General features: G+C 40.6%; 20 protein-coding genes. 11 read left to right on the top strand and 9 right to left on the bottom strand.

The window, feature by feature from the left end; all coding sequences use genetic code 11:
• Nucleotides 1–72: 72 nt before the first annotated feature.
• The 3 genes from JFU50_RS13200 to JFU50_RS13210 all read left to right on the top strand — a co-directional run bounded on the left by JFU50_RS13200 (nt 73) and on the right by JFU50_RS13210 (nt 3,453).
• Complete coding sequence (locus tag JFU50_RS13200) at nt 73–1,554, top strand: o-succinylbenzoate--CoA ligase (protein WP_201225074.1); 1,482 nt, start codon at nt 73–75, stop codon at nt 1,552–1,554.
• Nucleotides 1,551–2,654, top strand: coding sequence for an o-succinylbenzoate synthase (gene menC / locus JFU50_RS13205; protein ID WP_201222839.1), 1,104 nt, complete (start codon nt 1,551–1,553; stop codon nt 2,652–2,654). The genes JFU50_RS13200 and menC overlap by 4 nt, the downstream gene beginning before the upstream one ends.
• A 652-nt stretch (nt 2,655–3,306) precedes the next feature.
• The gene (locus tag JFU50_RS13210) at nt 3,307–3,453 is read left to right on the top strand and encodes a hypothetical protein (protein ID WP_157443825.1); all 147 of its coding nucleotides are present in this window, start codon (nt 3,307–3,309) and stop codon (nt 3,451–3,453) included.
• Nucleotides 3,454–3,504: 51 nt separating this feature from the next.
• On the opposite strand, the gene JFU50_RS13215 is transcribed toward JFU50_RS13210, so the two are convergent.
• On the bottom strand, nt 3,505–4,200 hold the full coding sequence (locus JFU50_RS13215; protein WP_053347921.1) for a response regulator: 696 nt from the start codon (nt 4,198–4,200) through the stop codon (nt 3,505–3,507).
• Nucleotides 4,193–5,803 (bottom strand): ATP-binding protein, encoded by a 1,611-nt coding sequence (locus JFU50_RS13220; RefSeq protein WP_201187027.1) that lies wholly within the window; start codon nt 5,801–5,803, stop codon nt 4,193–4,195. The genes JFU50_RS13215 and JFU50_RS13220 overlap by 8 nt, the downstream gene beginning before the upstream one ends.
• Nucleotides 5,804–5,944: 141 nt before the next feature.
• Between JFU50_RS13220 and JFU50_RS13225 the strand changes: the two genes are divergently transcribed.
• Nucleotides 5,945–7,009, top strand: a complete 1,065-nt coding sequence (locus tag JFU50_RS13225) for a DctP family TRAP transporter solute-binding subunit (RefSeq protein ID WP_201222840.1) — start codon at nt 5,945–5,947, stop codon at nt 7,007–7,009.
• 172 nt (nt 7,010–7,181) lie between these two features.
• On the opposite strand, the gene JFU50_RS13230 is transcribed toward JFU50_RS13225, so the two are convergent.
• Nucleotides 7,182–8,129, bottom strand: coding sequence for a metal ABC transporter solute-binding protein, Zn/Mn family (locus JFU50_RS13230; RefSeq protein ID WP_201187023.1), 948 nt, complete (start codon nt 8,127–8,129; stop codon nt 7,182–7,184).
• Between the two features lie 125 nt (nt 8,130–8,254).
• Nucleotides 8,255–8,476, bottom strand: coding sequence for a membrane protein insertion efficiency factor YidD (yidD, locus tag JFU50_RS13235; RefSeq protein ID WP_446728179.1), 222 nt, complete (start codon nt 8,474–8,476; stop codon nt 8,255–8,257).
• Nucleotides 8,477–8,687: 211 nt separating this feature from the next.
• On the opposite strand from yidD, the gene JFU50_RS13240 reads away from it, so the two are divergent.
• On the top strand, nt 8,688–9,161 hold the full coding sequence (locus JFU50_RS13240) for an S-ribosylhomocysteine lyase (RefSeq protein ID WP_201187018.1): 474 nt from the start codon (nt 8,688–8,690) through the stop codon (nt 9,159–9,161).
• Nucleotides 9,162–9,198: 37 nt separating this feature from the next.
• On the opposite strand, the gene ytzI is transcribed toward JFU50_RS13240, so the two are convergent.
• The gene (gene ytzI / locus JFU50_RS13245; protein WP_081113018.1) at nt 9,199–9,354 is read right to left on the bottom strand and encodes a YtzI protein; all 156 of its coding nucleotides are present in this window, start codon (nt 9,352–9,354) and stop codon (nt 9,199–9,201) included.
• A gap of 124 nt (nt 9,355–9,478) precedes the next feature.
• Between ytzI and JFU50_RS13250 the strand changes: the two genes are divergently transcribed.
• A complete protein-coding gene (locus JFU50_RS13250; RefSeq protein WP_201187016.1) occupies nt 9,479–9,919 on the top strand; it encodes a Dps family protein in 441 nt (146 codons plus the stop codon).
• 148 nt (nt 9,920–10,067) lie between these two features.
• Here the strand turns inward: JFU50_RS13250 and JFU50_RS13255 are convergent, their stop codons facing one another.
• The gene (locus JFU50_RS13255; protein ID WP_376103862.1) at nt 10,068–10,334 is read right to left on the bottom strand and encodes a DUF6154 family protein; all 267 of its coding nucleotides are present in this window, start codon (nt 10,332–10,334) and stop codon (nt 10,068–10,070) included.
• A 227-nt stretch (nt 10,335–10,561) separates the two neighbouring features.
• Here JFU50_RS13255 and JFU50_RS13260 point away from each other — a divergent pair, with 227 nt between their 5' ends.
• Both JFU50_RS13260 and ytkD read left to right on the top strand, forming a co-directional pair.
• Nucleotides 10,562–10,912 (top strand): hydrolase, encoded by a 351-nt coding sequence (locus JFU50_RS13260; protein WP_201187014.1) that lies wholly within the window; start codon nt 10,562–10,564, stop codon nt 10,910–10,912.
• A 122-nt stretch (nt 10,913–11,034) separates the two neighbouring features.
• Complete coding sequence (gene ytkD, locus JFU50_RS13265) at nt 11,035–11,493, top strand: RNA deprotection pyrophosphohydrolase (RefSeq protein ID WP_201187012.1); 459 nt, start codon at nt 11,035–11,037, stop codon at nt 11,491–11,493.
• Nucleotides 11,494–11,620: 127 nt separating this feature from the next.
• Here the strand turns inward: ytkD and JFU50_RS13270 are convergent, their stop codons facing one another.
• Genes JFU50_RS13270 through JFU50_RS13280 form a run of 3 tightly spaced genes read right to left on the bottom strand, consistent with a single transcriptional unit; the run spans nt 11,621 to nt 14,166 of the window.
• Nucleotides 11,621–12,421, bottom strand: a complete 801-nt coding sequence (locus JFU50_RS13270) for an ABC transporter permease (protein ID WP_242485369.1) — start codon at nt 12,419–12,421, stop codon at nt 11,621–11,623.
• Complete coding sequence (locus tag JFU50_RS13275) at nt 12,402–13,172, bottom strand: ABC transporter ATP-binding protein (protein WP_201222843.1); 771 nt, start codon at nt 13,170–13,172, stop codon at nt 12,402–12,404. The genes JFU50_RS13270 and JFU50_RS13275 overlap by 20 nt, the downstream gene beginning before the upstream one ends.
• 22 nt (nt 13,173–13,194) lie before the next feature.
• Entirely contained in the window at nt 13,195–14,166 is a 972-nt protein-coding gene (locus tag JFU50_RS13280) for an ABC transporter substrate-binding protein (RefSeq protein ID WP_201225075.1), read from the bottom strand.
• A 161-nt stretch (nt 14,167–14,327) separates the two neighbouring features.
• On the opposite strand from JFU50_RS13280, the gene JFU50_RS13285 reads away from it, so the two are divergent.
• The 3 genes from JFU50_RS13285 (at nt 14,328) to JFU50_RS13295 (ending at nt 16,596) form a co-directional block, all read left to right on the top strand.
• The gene (locus tag JFU50_RS13285) at nt 14,328–15,116 is read left to right on the top strand and encodes an alpha/beta hydrolase family protein (RefSeq protein ID WP_201187006.1); all 789 of its coding nucleotides are present in this window, start codon (nt 14,328–14,330) and stop codon (nt 15,114–15,116) included.
• Nucleotides 15,117–15,157: 41 nt separating this feature from the next.
• Nucleotides 15,158–15,400, top strand: coding sequence for a DUF2584 domain-containing protein (locus tag JFU50_RS13290; protein WP_053347907.1), 243 nt, complete (start codon nt 15,158–15,160; stop codon nt 15,398–15,400).
• A gap of 728 nt (nt 15,401–16,128) precedes the next feature.
• The gene (locus JFU50_RS13295; protein ID WP_201222844.1) at nt 16,129–16,596 is read left to right on the top strand and encodes a DUF523 domain-containing protein; all 468 of its coding nucleotides are present in this window, start codon (nt 16,129–16,131) and stop codon (nt 16,594–16,596) included.
• Nucleotides 16,597–16,632 lie beyond the last annotated feature (36 nt).

The following is a 16,632-nucleotide window of genomic DNA, read 5'->3' on the forward strand; positions in this document are numbered from 1 at the left end:
ATAAGACAGACAGCTTGGCGGATAATCGCCGGGCTGTTTTCTATATCTAAATGTATGGGAGGGTAAGCAATGATGGCAGAAGAAAAGTTGCCGAACTGGCTGAAAAATCGGGCACATCTATCACCGGATCGTCCGGCGATTGAATTTGAAGGGCGTACGTATACCTTTCTAGAACTACATACTCTAACAGGGAAAATGGCCGGTAAGCTAGCGAACAAAGGTGTGAAGGCTGGCGAATCATGCGCGGTTTTGCTCCGGAATCATATAGATAGTGTCGTCGTGATTCATGCGCTCTTTTATCTGGGTGTGAAGATCGTGATGCTGAATAATAAGTTAACGGCAAAAGAACTTTCCTGGCAGATCGAGGATAGTGAGGCAGTACGTCTGATATCGGAGGATTCCTTCTCTGAAAAACTCTCCGATATTCGTGACATTCTCACGGGTTTCCAGATTCTTTTAAAGGAAGAATTACCCGAAGAAGGCACGACAGAATTTCTCCATGAGTTTAATCTTGAAGATACAGCTACGATTATGTATACATCGGGTACAACGGGTAATCCAAAGGGTGTAATACAAACATTCGGCAACCACTGGTGGAGTGCGGTTGGTTCTATGTTGAATCTTGGATTGAGGGAAGAAGATACATGGTATTGTGCGGTCCCGATTTTTCATATTAGCGGCCTGTCTATTTTGATGAAAAATGTAATTTATGGTATGAAGGTCGTGCTGGTAGAGAAGTTTGATGAACGAGAAGCGAACCGGAGCATTCAGGAAAATGGCGTGACGATTATTTCGGTCGTGACGACGATGCTGAACCGGATGTTGCATGATTTAGGAAAGACAAGCTATCCAGAAACCTTCCGCTGTATGCTGTTAGGCGGCGGCCCGGCACCGGTTCATTTGCTTGAAGTATGTAAGGGAAAAGGGATTCCTGTCTATCAGACGTATGGGATGACTGAAACATCTTCGCAGATTGTAACACTTGCACCGGAATATAGCATGACAAAAATCGGGTCGGCGGGGAAACCTTTGTTTCCTTCGCAGTTACGGATAGTTAAGGACGGTAGGACCTGTGAACCTGGTGTAGCGGGTGAAATTGTTGTTTCAGGTCCGAATGTGACGAAAGGTTATTTCAAACGATTGGATGCGACACAGCAAGCGATTACGGAGGGATGGCTTTATACTGGGGATCTTGGTTATCTTGATGAAGAAGGCTTTTTGTATGTGCTTGACCGACGCTCCGATTTAATCATCTCCGGTGGCGAAAATGTCTATCCGGCTGAAATTGAAAATGTTCTAAGTAAGCACCCGGCTGTTTTCGAGGCGGGAGTTACGGGAACAGACGATGAAAAATGGGGACAGGTACCACTCGCGTTTGTCGTCTTACATCAAGGTGCAGAGTTGAAAGAGACCGAGCTTTTGAATTATTGCGGGGACTCCTTGGCTGCTTATAAAATTCCCCGGAATGTTATTTTTTGTGAGGAGCTTCCCAGGAATGGTGCGAGTAAGCTGCTGCGAAGGGAATTGAAGAAGAGAGTGGGGAAACAACGATGAAGTTATCCTCCATCTCATTACGGCTCATTACGGCCCCTTTAAAGCAACCGTTTAAGACCCACCTCGAGATGGTAAGCGAACGCGAAGTGATTGTTGTCGAAGCCAAAGATCAAGATGGGCTAATCGGATACGGTGAAGCGGTGCCATTTACAAGTCCTTGGTATACCGAGGAAACGGTTAAAACCTGCTTTCATATGTTGGAGGATTTCTTAATTCCTTTGACATTGGCTGGTCAGTTTAAGCACCCTAATGAACTGCCAAGCTTATGGAGCGGAATAAGAAGGAATGCGATGGCGAAGTCAGCTCTAGATCAGGCGATTTGGGATTTATATGCGAAGCAGAAGGGATTCTACCTCGGACAGTTGTTTGGAGGGGAACGGAGCGAAGTTACGGCTGGTGTTGTCGTTGCATCGGATAATATCGGTGATGCGATGCGTCAGATTGACGATTTTTCCGCATTCGGGTATCAGCGGTATAAAATAAAAATCAATCCTAAAAATGACTTGGAGTTTCTATCAGAAATTCGACGCACCTATCCTGATATCCCGTTAATGGCGGATGCCAATTCGGCGTACAAGCTTGAAGACACTTCGCACCTGCAAAAGCTTGATGCGTTCAAGTTGATGATGATTGAGCAACCACTAGGGCATGACGACATAGTCGAACATTCTGTTTTGCAAAAGCAGCTGCAGACGCCAATTTGTCTTGATGAAAGCATCAATTCCTATCATGATGCGAAAAATGCACTTTTACTCGAGAGCTGCGGGGTAATTACAATTAAGATGGCCAAAGTAGGTGGCTGGTCGGAAGCGGTCAAAATCCATGATCTATGCGTGGAAAAAAACGTGCCCGTTTGGTGCGGAGGCATGATTGAATTTGGCATATCCCGAGCTCATAATATCGCGCTAGCCACATTAAAAGGCTTTACAATTCCGGGGGACATATCATCATCGTCCCGCTATTGGGAAGAGGATATTATTGAACCGGAAGTCATCGTCGAAAGTGGCGTCATTCAGGTTCCGGAAAAAGCAGGAATCGGTTTTGCCATAAATGAAAAGCGACTAAATGAATTGACGACCTATAGTAAGCTGTACCGGTAAAACGACAAAGAGGTGCAATTCGCACCTCCTCTTTTGAATGTACTTTTAATTCGTAAGGCCATCGTCTTTAATATTCCTTAGGCTGTTTGGATAACAAGCGAGGAGCTAGATGCATATGAAGATAGGAAATAGAATGAAGGGAGGCACGTGAATAAATATGTTCCGCTTTCTACTGTCTAATAATACATTTCTATCACTTGTCTTAGTGAACCCAAATGCTTTTTCTTCTATATTCATACCGCAAAAGATAGGGTTGTATCTTGTGAAGCCAACTATAATATAACCTGAATAATTTGATTGTTCGTAATGATTAATATGTCCAACATAATCATCATTTTCCCCGAAAATTGTACCTCCATCCGTCTGAATGATTCCTGTGTGTTAGTAACAAATAAAACAATCTTGGATTAAAATCCACCCCTTAATAAACTTTTTTAATAGTATGATACAAATGGATTTTTACCCTATTCATCTTATTCCTCTAAATAAAACGACTCATAAAACAGATACGGTGTTTAAAAATAAGTAATTCCTAATTCTCCAAAAGTCATATTTTTTTCGAAAAATGGGGCTTTGTCTATTTTTCCTTTTATGGATTATTTTGTATAATAGAGAAAAGTGAAACAACTAAGGAATAGGGAGGGGAGAGTATATGAAAAAGCCATACCTTATTGCAGAAATTCTATTAAGAAGAGGCGTTCCGGATTTTGTCATTAAAGAAGTTACAGCATTGGCTGAGTGTGAATTGTTTCTCTTGAAGAGAAAGTGGGGCATATATAACAGAACAACGGGAGCGTAGGTTAAGAAGCTAAAAGGGAACCGCTATGGTTCTAGTAGGTCCCCATATGTTCTAAGATTTTTTTAGACGGTATCGATTAACTGGACGGCCAATGCTGCCGTACTGGACATCAAGCTGCAGAACGTCCTCGCCGTGTAAGTATTCTAGATAGCGACGGGCTGTTACTCTGGCAATTCCAATTCCATCGGCCACTTCCTCCGCAGATAAAGATCCAGGCTGAGTTTTTATGAATTTTGTGACCTGCTCAAGGGTCGCACCATTTAACCCTTTAGGAACATCGTATTTCGGACTCGTTTCAGGAGATGTTTTATTTTGAAAGAGAATTCGGTCGAGTTGATTTTGAGAAATCTGATGGTCGGGTTCAACTTCCATACGAAAAGCATAATATTGCTCAAGTGTATGTTTTAGTCTCTCGAATTTAAATGGTTTAATTAAATAGTCAAAAGCCCCGTTTTGTATCATTTTTCGGATGGTTTTCTGGTCATTAGCTGCCGAAATGATGATGACATCCACATCAATTTGTTCTTTTCTTATTTGATAGAGTGTATCTACCCCGTTTAAAGAAGGCATGAAGATGTCCAAAATGACAAGATCCGGTTTAGATTGCCTGATTTTTTCAAGACCTTCAAGTCCATTGGAAGCTGTATCAAAGACTTTAAATGCTTGTAGCCGCTCAATGAACTGCTTGTTTACCTCTTGGACCATTGGGTCGTCTTCAATTAAAAGTACGCGAATTTGGTTAGTCATTTTGGTTCTCCTCTATATCATGCATGGGAAAAGAAAGAAAAAAGCTTGTTCCTTCATTAGGACGTGTTGTAAAACTCATTTCGCCATTCGCTTTTTTTACAATTTGGTCTATAAGATAGAGACCAATTCCTGATCCTTCCGCACCTTTTGTTGTAAAACCATACTCAAATATATCTTTGTGAATCTCCTCGGGGATACCGGACCCATTATCTTCAAGTACAATTTGGCAATGCTGTTCATCCTGATAGATGGATAGGTAGACTTGCTTTGGTTCTTCTGATAAATGTTTGAGGGCTGCAAAGGAATTTTCTATCAAGTTCCCGATAATCAATACGAAATCATGATGATCCATATCATTTGGAAAGCGGTCCAGTTTCGTATGTTTATCCATGATGAGTTCGATTCCAAGTTCACGCCCTAAGGAGATTTTACTTAATAGTAGCCCCACTAAATTATCATCGTGAATGTGCTTCGTTAAAAACCTGGTCAATTCCTCTTGCTCTTCTGTAATTTGAAAAATGTACTGTAGTGCATCATCTAAATTCCCAAGTTGAATCAATCCTGCTATCGTATGAAGTTTATTCATATGTTCATGGTTTTGAACACGTAGGGCTTCAACGAATGCTTTGACACTCGTCAATTCTTCAGCAAGCTTCGCTACATCGGTACGATCCTGAAAGATTGCCACAGCTCCGATGGTTTTATCGGCTATTTTAATAGGTACCCGGTTGCTTAGAAGGTTTCTGTTTTGAACCGAAATTTCCTGATTGAAGATAGGAGATGTCCGGTCTAGCACTTCTGGCAGGCGGGTATCACTAATAATGTCATTGATATTCTTGCCAATCACCGCGCCACTGATATTTAGCATTTGCTTTGCCTTTTCATTAAAAATTGTGATGGTTTGATTATTATCTATTGCAATGACACCTTCATGCATCGCATTAAAGGCAGCGGTCCTTTCGACTAACATTCTTGAAATTTCATGAGGCTCAAGTTGAAAGGTTTCTTTTTTTATCCGTCTGGCCATGAGCCAGGAGCCGCATACGCCGAACAGCAGTGTAAGTAATAGAATAATCGCGATTTGGCCTTTCAAGTCCATGATTAATTCGGGAATTGTCGGTAATATGTTTCCGACGAGAACGACACCGATTTGTTCATTTTCCTTATCAAGGATCGGGACAAATGCACGGACTGAAATTCCAAGTTCGCCAGAAGCCTTTGATAGATATTCATGTTCAGCAAAAGCAGCGCTTTCGTCGTTGCTTTTTGATTGTGTTCCCAATTGGCTGAAAACCGGGTGGGAATAGCGAATATGTTGATTGTTCAGCACAACTATATAATCAGCTTGATGAATTTTTCTTAAGTTTTCAATCATAGGGTTTAGTTTTGTCCAACCTTCTGATTCACGGACTAATTTTTGTACTTCAGGTAGTTCGGCAATGGTATGGGCTGTAATCATGGAGCGTTTGCCAATTTCATCCTCCCTGATTGAAACGATGTTTCCAAATATAAAAATCCCGCCTATTAGAATCGAAAAAGCTACGATTACGAATGATAGCAGGGTAATCTTCAATTGAATCGGCATATGAAAGGATTTATCCATTATTTTTCCTCCATTACTTCTATACTTAATAGTAACAGAATTTCTAACACTTTTCGCTATTTTTCGCGCATTGTATTACGACAGGAAAAAGGCTGTGATAGAATAGATATACTGTGAAGCGAGCGGTAAGGAGATGTCAATATGCGTGCTTTTTGGGGGTACTTTGTTTTAATTGGAATAGGGTTGCTGATTGCGGTATATATTTCATTTCAATCGTTCTTTTCTAGCTCCAATTTTGATCTGCCTAAGGATGAAGAGCAGGTAGGAATGGAAGATCAAATTGTAATTAAGTTCAGCCATGTAGTCGCTGAAAATACGCCTAAAGGGCTAGCAGCGAACCGATTTGCAGATCTTGTTGATGAATATACCAATCACCGTGTCAAAATTGAAGTCTACCCTAATCAATCTTTATATAGTGATCATGAAGAAATCAATGCTTTACACGAAAATAAGGTGCAGATGATTGCCCCGACCACTTCTAAAATTACAAGCATATCGAAAAAGTGGATGCTTTTGGACCTGCCCTATGTCTTTCCAACGGATGCCGCCTTACAGGAAGCATTGAATGGAGAAGTGGGAGATGAGCTACTAGATCAGTTAAATACGATAGATATAGAAGGGCTAGCATTCTGGTCGAATAACTTCAAGCAAATTACAAGCAATAAGCCAATTCGCCATCCAGAAGATTTTGTAGGGAAGAACTTCCGGATTATGCCAAGTACGGTGATTGAAAGCCAATTTCAGCATTTTGGGGCCACAACATCTAAGCTGGAATTTAATGATACGTTCAAAAGCCTGGAAATCAATAAAACGGACAGCCAGGAAAATACGATTTCGAATATCTATTCCAAGAAACTATACGAAGTTCAAAAATATTTAACTATCAGTAATCACGGGTATTTAGGCTATGTTGTCATGATGAATAAGCCGTTTTGGGACAAGCTTCCGGTGGACATTCAGCAACAAATTCAGCGGGCAATGGACGATACAACGAATTGGCTATGGATCAAGTCCAATGAAATGAATCAAGCTCAGCTTCGAGAAATTGAGAAAAAATCCAATATCGACATATACACATTATCTGATGAAGAAAAAAAAGAGTGGATGGATAAAATGACGGTCATCTATCCGGAATTCGAGTCTACAATTGGGACGAAACTGATGGAAAAAATGGAAAGAATCCGTGAAAAACACTTAGAGAAATAGAAGAACCGGATAGGCAGCACAGCGATTGCCATGTTTTCAGAAGGAACAGGTGTCAACGGAACACTTTACATCTTGAGCCATGTATAGCTCGAGACAAAGAAAGAAACTTTAAACTATAAAAATGGCAATAGCAAAGAAGAGGCGGACCCATTTGAGTCTGCCTCTTCTTTGTCTATTGCAACGCAGTTTGTAGCGTCTTGATATTTTTTTCCATTAAACTAAAGTAATCTTCACCGGCTTCGATATCTTTATCTGTCAAGACGGAAAGGTTATGAAGCTCAAGTGATTTCGCACCCATTTCCTTTTGAATAATCTCAGTCAGTTTAGAACTGATATTTTGCTCAAAGATGACGTAGTGAAGATTTTCTTTGTCGGCCATTGTTACGATTTTCCCTAGTTCTTTTTGAGAAGGCTCGTTTGAAGACGTAAGGCCGGTGACGCCAATTTGTTCAAGTCCGTATCGTTCTTCCCAATAACCATATGCGGAATGAGAAACGATAATCTTATTGGTACGACCCGATTTAATTGTCGTAGCGAATTTTTCATCAAGAGCTTTAAGTTTTACAGTAAGTTCGTTGAATTTGTTGTCGAAGTAGTCTTTTTGTTCAGGCATTTGCTTCGTTAATTCGTCCTTAATGCTTTTTGCCATTTCAATGGAATAGATGGGATCTAGCCACAAATGGGGATTAACGCCACCATGATCATGGCCGTCTTCTTCATGCGCATGCTCGTTTTCGTGTGCATGCTCATCTTCATCTAAATGAACCGTTTCACCTATAGCGACTGTAGTGACGCCTTCTTTGCTTAAAATCGGTTCTGCTTTTGTGACAAAGCCTTCAAGATTATAACCAATATAGAAAAATAGGTCTGATTCAGCCATTTTTACAATATCTTTTTGAGAGGGATCAAATGAATGTTCATCAGTACCAGGTGGATAAACAGTTTCGACGTTTACGTACTCTCCACCAATTGCTTCTGTGAAGTATTGCAAAGGATAAACGGTAGTGTACACGTTTAAAATGTCTTTATTAGTATCAGTAGTTTCTCCCTTTGAATTGCCACAGCCTGAAAGAAATAGCGCTGTAACCAGAAAAAGGGAGAGAAGTACACTTTTTTTCATATAAAACTCTCCTTTTTAGATAATTCGTATTGATTACGATTTGAGATCTATAATTTAAAAACGAAATGATTACGATTTGACTTCTGTATAATACAAAAGATTACACAAGAAAGCAAGGTTTTTTTCTAGTGATCTTCACCCTTTTTCTTTTTTTCGGGAACGAGGTCAATACCGCCTGGATGAAAAGGATGGCATTTAAGAATCCTGACGATGGCTAACCAGCTTCCTTTTATCGGTCCGAATCGACTTATCGCTTCCAAACCGTAATGGGAACAAGTTGGGTAAAAACGGCAGGTAGGCGGTTTTAATGGTGAAATCACAACTTGGTAAATACAGATAATTCCCATTAATACTTTTTTCAGCAAGACGTTTTCATCTCTTTTCGAGTAAAATTCAATACCGTTAATTATAGCATATTTTTTTTGTTTCCAATAAGGTTAATAAAGGAACAAGCGCAAGGATAAATCCGATTGAAATAATGGGAATTAATTTAAAAGGGTGAAATATATTGTAATTCAAGGTAAAATAGAAATGACATACAATTAAGGAGTGAATTAAATGCCTTCAGTTGAAAGCTTTGAATTAGATCATAACGCTGTTAAAGCCCCATATGTTAGACATTGCGGTGTCCATAAGGTTGGAACAGATGGTGTTGTTAATAAATTTGATATCCGTTTTTGTCAGCCGAATAAACAAGCGATGAAGCCGGATACAATCCACACATTAGAACATTTGCTAGCTTTCAATATCCGTAAGCATTCTGAGCGGTTCGATCATTTTGATATTATCGATATATCACCTATGGGATGTCAAACAGGATATTACCTTGTGGTCAGCGGCGAGCCGACAGTGACGGAAATCATCGATGTTCTTGAAGATACATTCAAGGATGCTGTTACAATTACAGAAATTCCTGCTGCAAACGAAAAACAATGCGGCCAAGCGAAGTTGCATGATCTTGAAGGAGCTAAGAAATTAATGAATTTCTGGCTGTCACAAGATAAAGAAGATCTTCATAAAGTTTTCGGTTAATAAAAAAGTTCCTGTCCATTTGTGACAGGAACTTTTTTTATTTTTCGGGTTCTTCTTTTTTTCCCTCATCCTCAGGCAAAGGATCGACCGGATCCACTGTATGCTTGTAGCTGTAACCTTTTCCGATTGTTAGGACCGATAAGGCCAATACAATCAGAATCACAATAATGGAGATAACTAAAACCGTAATCATACTTTACAGCTCCTAACGTTCACAATTTAGATTCATTTTAGCATAAGAACCGAGTCAGATAATGTTTCAATTTTCGAATAGAGGGAAATATAAAGGTATAACCAACTTACGGAGGTAGATATTTATGGCTCAGAAAAAATTAGGAACTTTAGTGAATAAGGAAATTGCAAACTTCAGTGTTCTTTATACGAAAATTCACAATTACCACTGGTTCGTGAATGGACCGCACTTCTTTGAACTTCACCAAAAATTGGAAGAATTATATAAAGAAGTGACAGCTAATTATGACGAGCTGGCTGAACGACTTTTAGCCATTGGTGAAAAACCAGTTGCTACGCTTAAAGAATATTTGGAATTGACTACTATTGAAGAAGCAACAGGGACCGAAAATACAGAAGATATGGTGCAAAGTGTCATCAGCGATTTCGAGAAGCTTTCCGAAGAGTTCCTAGAAATTATCGCAGTTGCTGAAGAAGAAGATCCGGTTACAGCTGATATGCTGACAGGCATGAAGAAAAGCTTAAACAAACATGCATGGATGCTGCGTGCGTATTTAGGACATTAAGGTTTCTTTTGAAAAGCTCTACTTCGGTAGGGCTTTTTTTAATATATTTGTACGATAGAAAGAGGTTCTGTGTCTATTTCACCAATAACTTTCATAAAGCGGAAAGAAAAAAGGCATCCCATAAAGAGGGATACCTGAATGGTATGTATTAATGAATATTCCGAGGTGGAAAATGTGTAGGTTTCGTATCGTTCATGCTGTTTTGAGCGAACTTCCCTTTTAACGTTTCAATAATGTAAAGGCCCATTAGATTGGTTAGTTCTTGATCATCCATCTCTTGAAGCAATTCGAAAATTTCCTTCCTGTCCAGTTGTTCCAGAACCGCAAAAGTAAGCATATCAATGTCTTCTTCATCACCGGTCAACTTATTACGGTACATATTGTATAATTCTTCAATTAACTTCAAAACTTTCACCTCACATTTTTTAGAAATCCGTTATCTCTTTATATGTAGGTTATCAAAAAAACCTCTGGGTGCATATAAAAATTTGTAGGGATGCTTGCCTATATTATATGTTTTACCCTATGAAAGATACTTTAATCTATTATTTAACATCTTTGGTCTTCTGTAAACAAAATTTTCCATTGTATGAAGTGGAGAGTTACGTGAAAAAATAAGCGTAGGATTTATTGAAAGGGTGGATGGATGTGTCTGAAAATAGGAAAACGTATTACATTTGGCTCCCAACTGGGCAAATCTCACAAGATAGGGAAGGTTCTGAGTGGAATTTTGAAATCGAAGCAACCGACAACGAAATCCTGCAGTTGCGTGAGTTATTTGATTACAATTATTCAGTTGGCGAAGAAAACTTTTATCGCGCCCACGTCCCGTATCTTCAATATCATTTTGACCGGGAAAATGATAAACAGGATATCACGCTTCAAAAGATATACGAAATGATTCATAAACTTGGAACTGAAGAAGGAAAGCGGCATATAGAGAGTATGGGAATTTTACAGGCAAAACGAACAGATGATGGCCTCGAATATTGAGAGGCCATCGTTTTTTTCAATGTGAAGAGAATTCTCGCTGGATAGCGGGATTTTTATTCCATATAATGAATGGTGACTCCAATAAAATGAAATAGTTTTTCTTAAATAGAGAGAGGGGAAATATGAAACAGTTTTGTGATATGAACGGATATAAGGTGGAATTCTCCGTGGATCCTGTTTTTGGGGAAGCTTGGCATGTTTTCGTGCTCTGCAGAATTAAAGGAAAGTGGGTATTGACGAAACACCGTAAGCGGGGATTGGAATTTCCTGGCGGAAAGAGGGAGACTGGGGAATCAATTGAAGCAGCGGCCAAGCGGGAAGTGTATGAAGAAACCGGAGGAGTGGTGGAACACCTGCAATTTTTGGGACAGTATAAAGTTCATAATCCAGTGAAGCCATTTGTAAAATCGATTTACTTTGCTAAGTTGAGTGAGATAGAGTGGAAAGAAAATTATCTAGAAACGGATGGACCGATTCTATTGGATGTGTTGCCGGATGTGCTAGGTGAGGAGTTTAGTTTTATCATGAAAGATGAAATCGTGCCGTTGAGTTTAGCGAGGTTGGATGGTTTGTACGAGTAAATTGCATAGATTCACGAGTAAATCCATCTAATTCACGAGTAAAACCCGAAAACTCACGAGTAAAACCATCTAATTCACGAGTAAACCCGGTAAATATGAAAACTGCCGACGAGTATCGGCAGTTAGGTTAATCCTTGATTAATTTTCGCTCGAGTAGTTCGACAAGTTGGTACATGATTGTCGCAAAGAAGGCAATAATCATCAAGGAGAGCATAACGAGGGTAAAATTGAAGACTTGAAATCCATAAATAATTAAGTAGCCGAGTCCTTTTGCTGAGACGAGAAATTCACCGACGATGACGCCGACCCAGGAGAGGCCTACATTCACCTTCAATGTCGAGATAATAGTCGGGAAGGATGCCGGTAATATGGCTTCCCGGAAGGACTGAGCCCTTGTGGCACCAAATGTTTGCAGTACCTTTAGGTAGTTAGGATCAACTTCGCGAAATGCTGTGTAGACGACGATAGTGGTGATGATAATGGAAATGATCGCTCCCATCGAGATGATTGACGGGAAACCTGGTCCGAATGCTACGATGATAATAGGTCCGAGGGCGACTTTTGGCATTGCATTTAAAATGACGAGATACGGGTCGAGCGTTTTCGACAACCTCGGCGACCACCAGAGCAAGGAAGCAAGTATCGTTCCAAGCAGTGTCCCGATGATGAAGCCGAGCACGGTTTCGAATAGGGTCACGCCTGAATGGGAAAGAAGTGTTCCGTCACCTAATTTCTTTATAAATAGATGCCACACTTTAGAGGGCGAACTGAAGATGAGCGGGTCAATCCACTTCATCCGAGAAAAAAGTTCCCAACTGCTGAAAAAGACAATGAAAATCAGGATCTGATAAAAGCGAATTAGCCTGTTTTCCTTTTTCAAAGAGGTTTTATACTGGCTATGAAGCTGTTCAATATTCAAGGCTCTCAAGCTCCTTCCAGATCGTTTGGAATAATACCGAATAGTGTGGGTGATTACGGGCATGAAAAGGTGTTAGTTCGCGTAGTTCATCAGGTACTTCAAAAGTTTTGTAAATTCTGCCTGGCTTCGCGGAAAATAGATAAATCCGGTCGCTCATTGCGATGGCTTCACCAATATCATGGGTGACAAGCACTGCCGTCTTTCCAAAAGATTTCAGAGTTTCAAAAACAAGGTCTTCAAGCTTCAACTTCGTTTGGTAATCTAGGGCCGAAAACGGTTCATCAAGCAAGAGGATTTTTGGGTCCACTGCGAGTGTTCGTGCCAGAGCAGCTCGTTGCCTCATCCCTCCGGAAAGTTCACGCGGATATAATTTTCCGGTGCCTCCCAATCCAACATCACTCAACAGTTTCAACGTCTTTATTCTCTCCAGGCCTTCATTCTTATTAATCAGCTTTAATCCTAATAAAACATTTTCTTCAATCGTTTTCCATGGGAAAAGATAATCCTGTTGCAGCATATAGCCGATTGATAAGTCACTGTCGGCCTTCAGCGGGTTGTTTTCGAGCAGGATCTTTCCCGAAGTGGGCGGGAATAGTCCGGCGATGATGGAAAGCAGGGTCGTCTTTCCGCAGCCGCTCGGACCAAGAAAAGAGACAAATTCACCTTTTTCAATGTCGAGGGAAATGTCCGCGAGTGCGGTCGCTGCCGTCTTATTTGAAAAATAAGTATGGTGAATGTCTTGGATTTTTAAAAAGCTCATCGGACATCCTCCTTACCTCTAGCTACTTTGATACTTTTACAGCAAAATCGGTGTTTACCAGTTCATCATGGCTAATTCTTGAAGGGAGCTCATCGGCTTCGTCCATGATGTCTTGCAGATTGTTCCACTCTTCTTCATCAAGAATGGGATCAGTGGCAAAGGAGCCTTGTTCTTTGTAGCGGTTGATGACTGTTTCCATCGTGTCTAGATTGGTATCTTCAAAATAGGGCTGAATGACTTTAGCAATTTCTGATGCATCACTTTCCTGAACCCAGTCCTGTGCTTTTTTCAAAGCTCGCGTGAATTTCTGAACGGTCTCTTTGTCTTCCTTTAAATAGCTTTGTTTAGCCATATAAACCGTATAAGGAAGATGACCAGACTCGGTGCCGAAAGAAGCGACGATATAGCCTTTTCCTTCTTTTTCAAACACACTGGCAGTTGGTTCAAATAGCTGTACAAAATCACCTGTACCGGAAGCGAATGCAGTTGAGATATTAGCGAAATCAATATTCTGGATGAGATTCAAATCCTTTTGCGGGTCAATGTTATGTTTTTTCAACACAAACTCGCCGGCCATCTGCGGCATTCCGCCCTTACGCTGACCAAGAAATGTGGAGTCTTTCAGCATATCCCAATTGAAATTGTCAATTTTTTCACGTGAAACAAGAAACGTTCCATCTGTTTGCGTTAATTGAGCAAAGTTTATGACCGGGTCGTCTGATCCCTGCGCCACATAAATCGATGTTTCAGAGCCCACGAGAGCAATGTCCGCTCCATTCGTAATGAGAGCGGTCATCGTCTTGTCGCCGCCTGCTGTCGTTTTTAAATCAATAGATAAGCCCTCATCTTTAAAAAATCCCTTTTCAATCGCGACATATTGCGGTGTATAGAAAAGGGAGCGGGTCACTTCGGCAACCCTGACCTTCGTTGTTTCTTTTTCCTTGCTGCCGCATGCTCCAAGCGGAATCAGAAGCAAACACATGAGCAAAAACATGACACCTGCTTTACACCATTTTTTCAAAATTCTTTCCTCCTCATAAATAGGTATTTTGCCTACCTTATCGTATGAACGGGAGAAAAAATATGTGAATGCCTATCAGGGGATAAAAACTGTTGGATGTTTTACAATAAAGGAAAGAGAAAGGGGCGTGGAAATTGGAGAACGGATCGATTATTTCAAAACAGCGGTTTCCATCACCGCATCCAGAAATCCATCTTTATTTAATTACATACATATCACAGGGCTTGAAGGTTAAGGGATTGCTAGCTGAACCGGTGGATGGTGAGATGCACGATGCCTTCTTATATTTACGAGGTGGAATTAAAAATGTAGGCAAGGTGAGGCCTGCAAGAATTATCCAGTATGCTGCAGAAGGATTTATCGTATTTGCCCCTTTTTACCGGGGGAATCAAGGTGGCGAGGGCGATGAGGATTTTGCCGGCGAAGATCGGTTCGATGCGATATCTGGATTCAAGCTGCTTGAGCAACATCCCCGAGTGAATAAGGAACATATTCACATTCTCGGATTTTCCCGTGGCGGCATCATGGCGCTTTGGACTGGAATCTATTGTAAGAATGCGGCGTCAATTGTAACGTGGGGCGGTGTGTCAGATATGTTTTTAACTTATGTAGAACGGGTCGATATGCGCCGCATGATGAAGCGAGTCATTGGAGGCACGCCTAAAAAATACCCAGACCAATATGAATTCCGGACTCCGTTGTTTGCGATTGAAGAATTGAATGTTCCTGTTCTGATTATTCATGGTGAACTGGATGACAATGTCTCGGTTGAACATGCGTACCGGCTGGAAAAACGGTTGAAAACCCATGATAAAGAGGTAGAAAGCTGGTATTTTCCTCAATTCACACATTACTTCCCGCCAGCCGTCAACAGAAAAGTAGTCGAAGATTTAACAACTTGGATGAAAAATAAAACGGAATAATGTTAGAATGAAGTATACATTGGCCAGAGGAGGAGATATACATGGGCATGCCTATGGAACTCAACACCATGATCGTTACAAAAGGAAACGAAATTCGAGAACAAGAAAATATTTTCAGCCTAACAAAAGCAGGCTATCGGCTATATCCAATCGACATTCCAATTGACGTCCGTAAAACTATTCAATCTGACTCAAGCGGAACAGCAGTTATTCAAAAAGTTGAATGGACCAACGAAAAAACCACCATTACGTACCAATTGTTATCATTAAACTCAACCAACTGAATAAATGAAGCGCTTACCGAGAAATAGTTTCTCTGCAAGCGCTTTTTTTTGATTTGGTTGGTGGAATTTGACCTTTTTTGCGGATAATTCGTCCTTGGTGCTAATAAATCGGCCTACACGCTCATAAATCGACCTACACGCCAATAATCCGTCCTTGGCGCCAATAATTCGTCCTTGGCGCCAATAATTCGACCTACGCGCTAATAAATCGACCTACACGCCAATAATCCGTCCTTGGCGCCAATAATTCGACCTACACGCCAATAATCCGTCCTTGGCGCCAATAATTCGACCTACGCGCTAATAAATCGACCTACACGCCAATAATCCGTCCTTGGCGCCAATAATTCGTCCTACGCGCTAATAAATCGACCTATAACGCCAATAAATCGTCCTTGGCGCTCATAATTCGACCTTGGCGCCAATAATTCGACCTACGCGCTAATAAATCGACCTACACGCCAATAAATCGACCTACACGCTAATAAATCGACATTTGCACTGATAAATCGACCTACACGCCAATAAATCGTCCTTGGCGCCAATAATTCGTCCTACACGCCAATAAATCGACCAACGCGCTAATAAATCGACCTACACGCTAATAAATCGACCCCCGTAGCTAATAAATCGAGCATAACAATCTTCAGCAGATTTTAATCGTTCAAATAATATTATTTAAGAAGAATGGTAAAATATTGTTAAGCTAATATGATGAGGTGATTTTAATGATTTTAGTAAGTTCTTGTCTAGCAGGTTTAGAGGTAAGATACAATGGTACACATAGCTTAGATAATAGAATTCTGAGATTGTTAGAAGAAAAAAAGGCAATCACTGTATGTCCTGAGTTGCTTGGTGGCTTTTCAACTCCCAGAGAACCTGCTGAGATAATAGGCGGTGATGGTGAAGATGTCCTTAATGGGAAAGCAAAAATAATCGAAAAGTCTGGTAGGGATGTAACGGATTTGTACATAAAGGGGGCAAATTTAACATTAAATAAGGCTCAAGAAGCAGGTGCCACACTTGTAGTTTTAAAAGAAGACAGTCCATCCTGTGGGAGTTCGACGATTTATAATGGTGGATTTAAGGGGAAGAAAAAGGTTGGGAATGGAGTTACGGCTGCGTTGCTAAAACGACACGGTTTTACGGTAACTTCAGAGGGAAAACTGTTTGAATTTCTAAATGAAAAAGAGTAATCGGTAGAATTCATTTTCATTAAAATTCCAGAAATA

Source organism: Peribacillus sp. TH14 (assembly GCF_016651145.1).
Lineage (GTDB): Bacteria > Bacillota > Bacilli > Bacillales > DSM-1321 > Peribacillus > Peribacillus butanolivorans.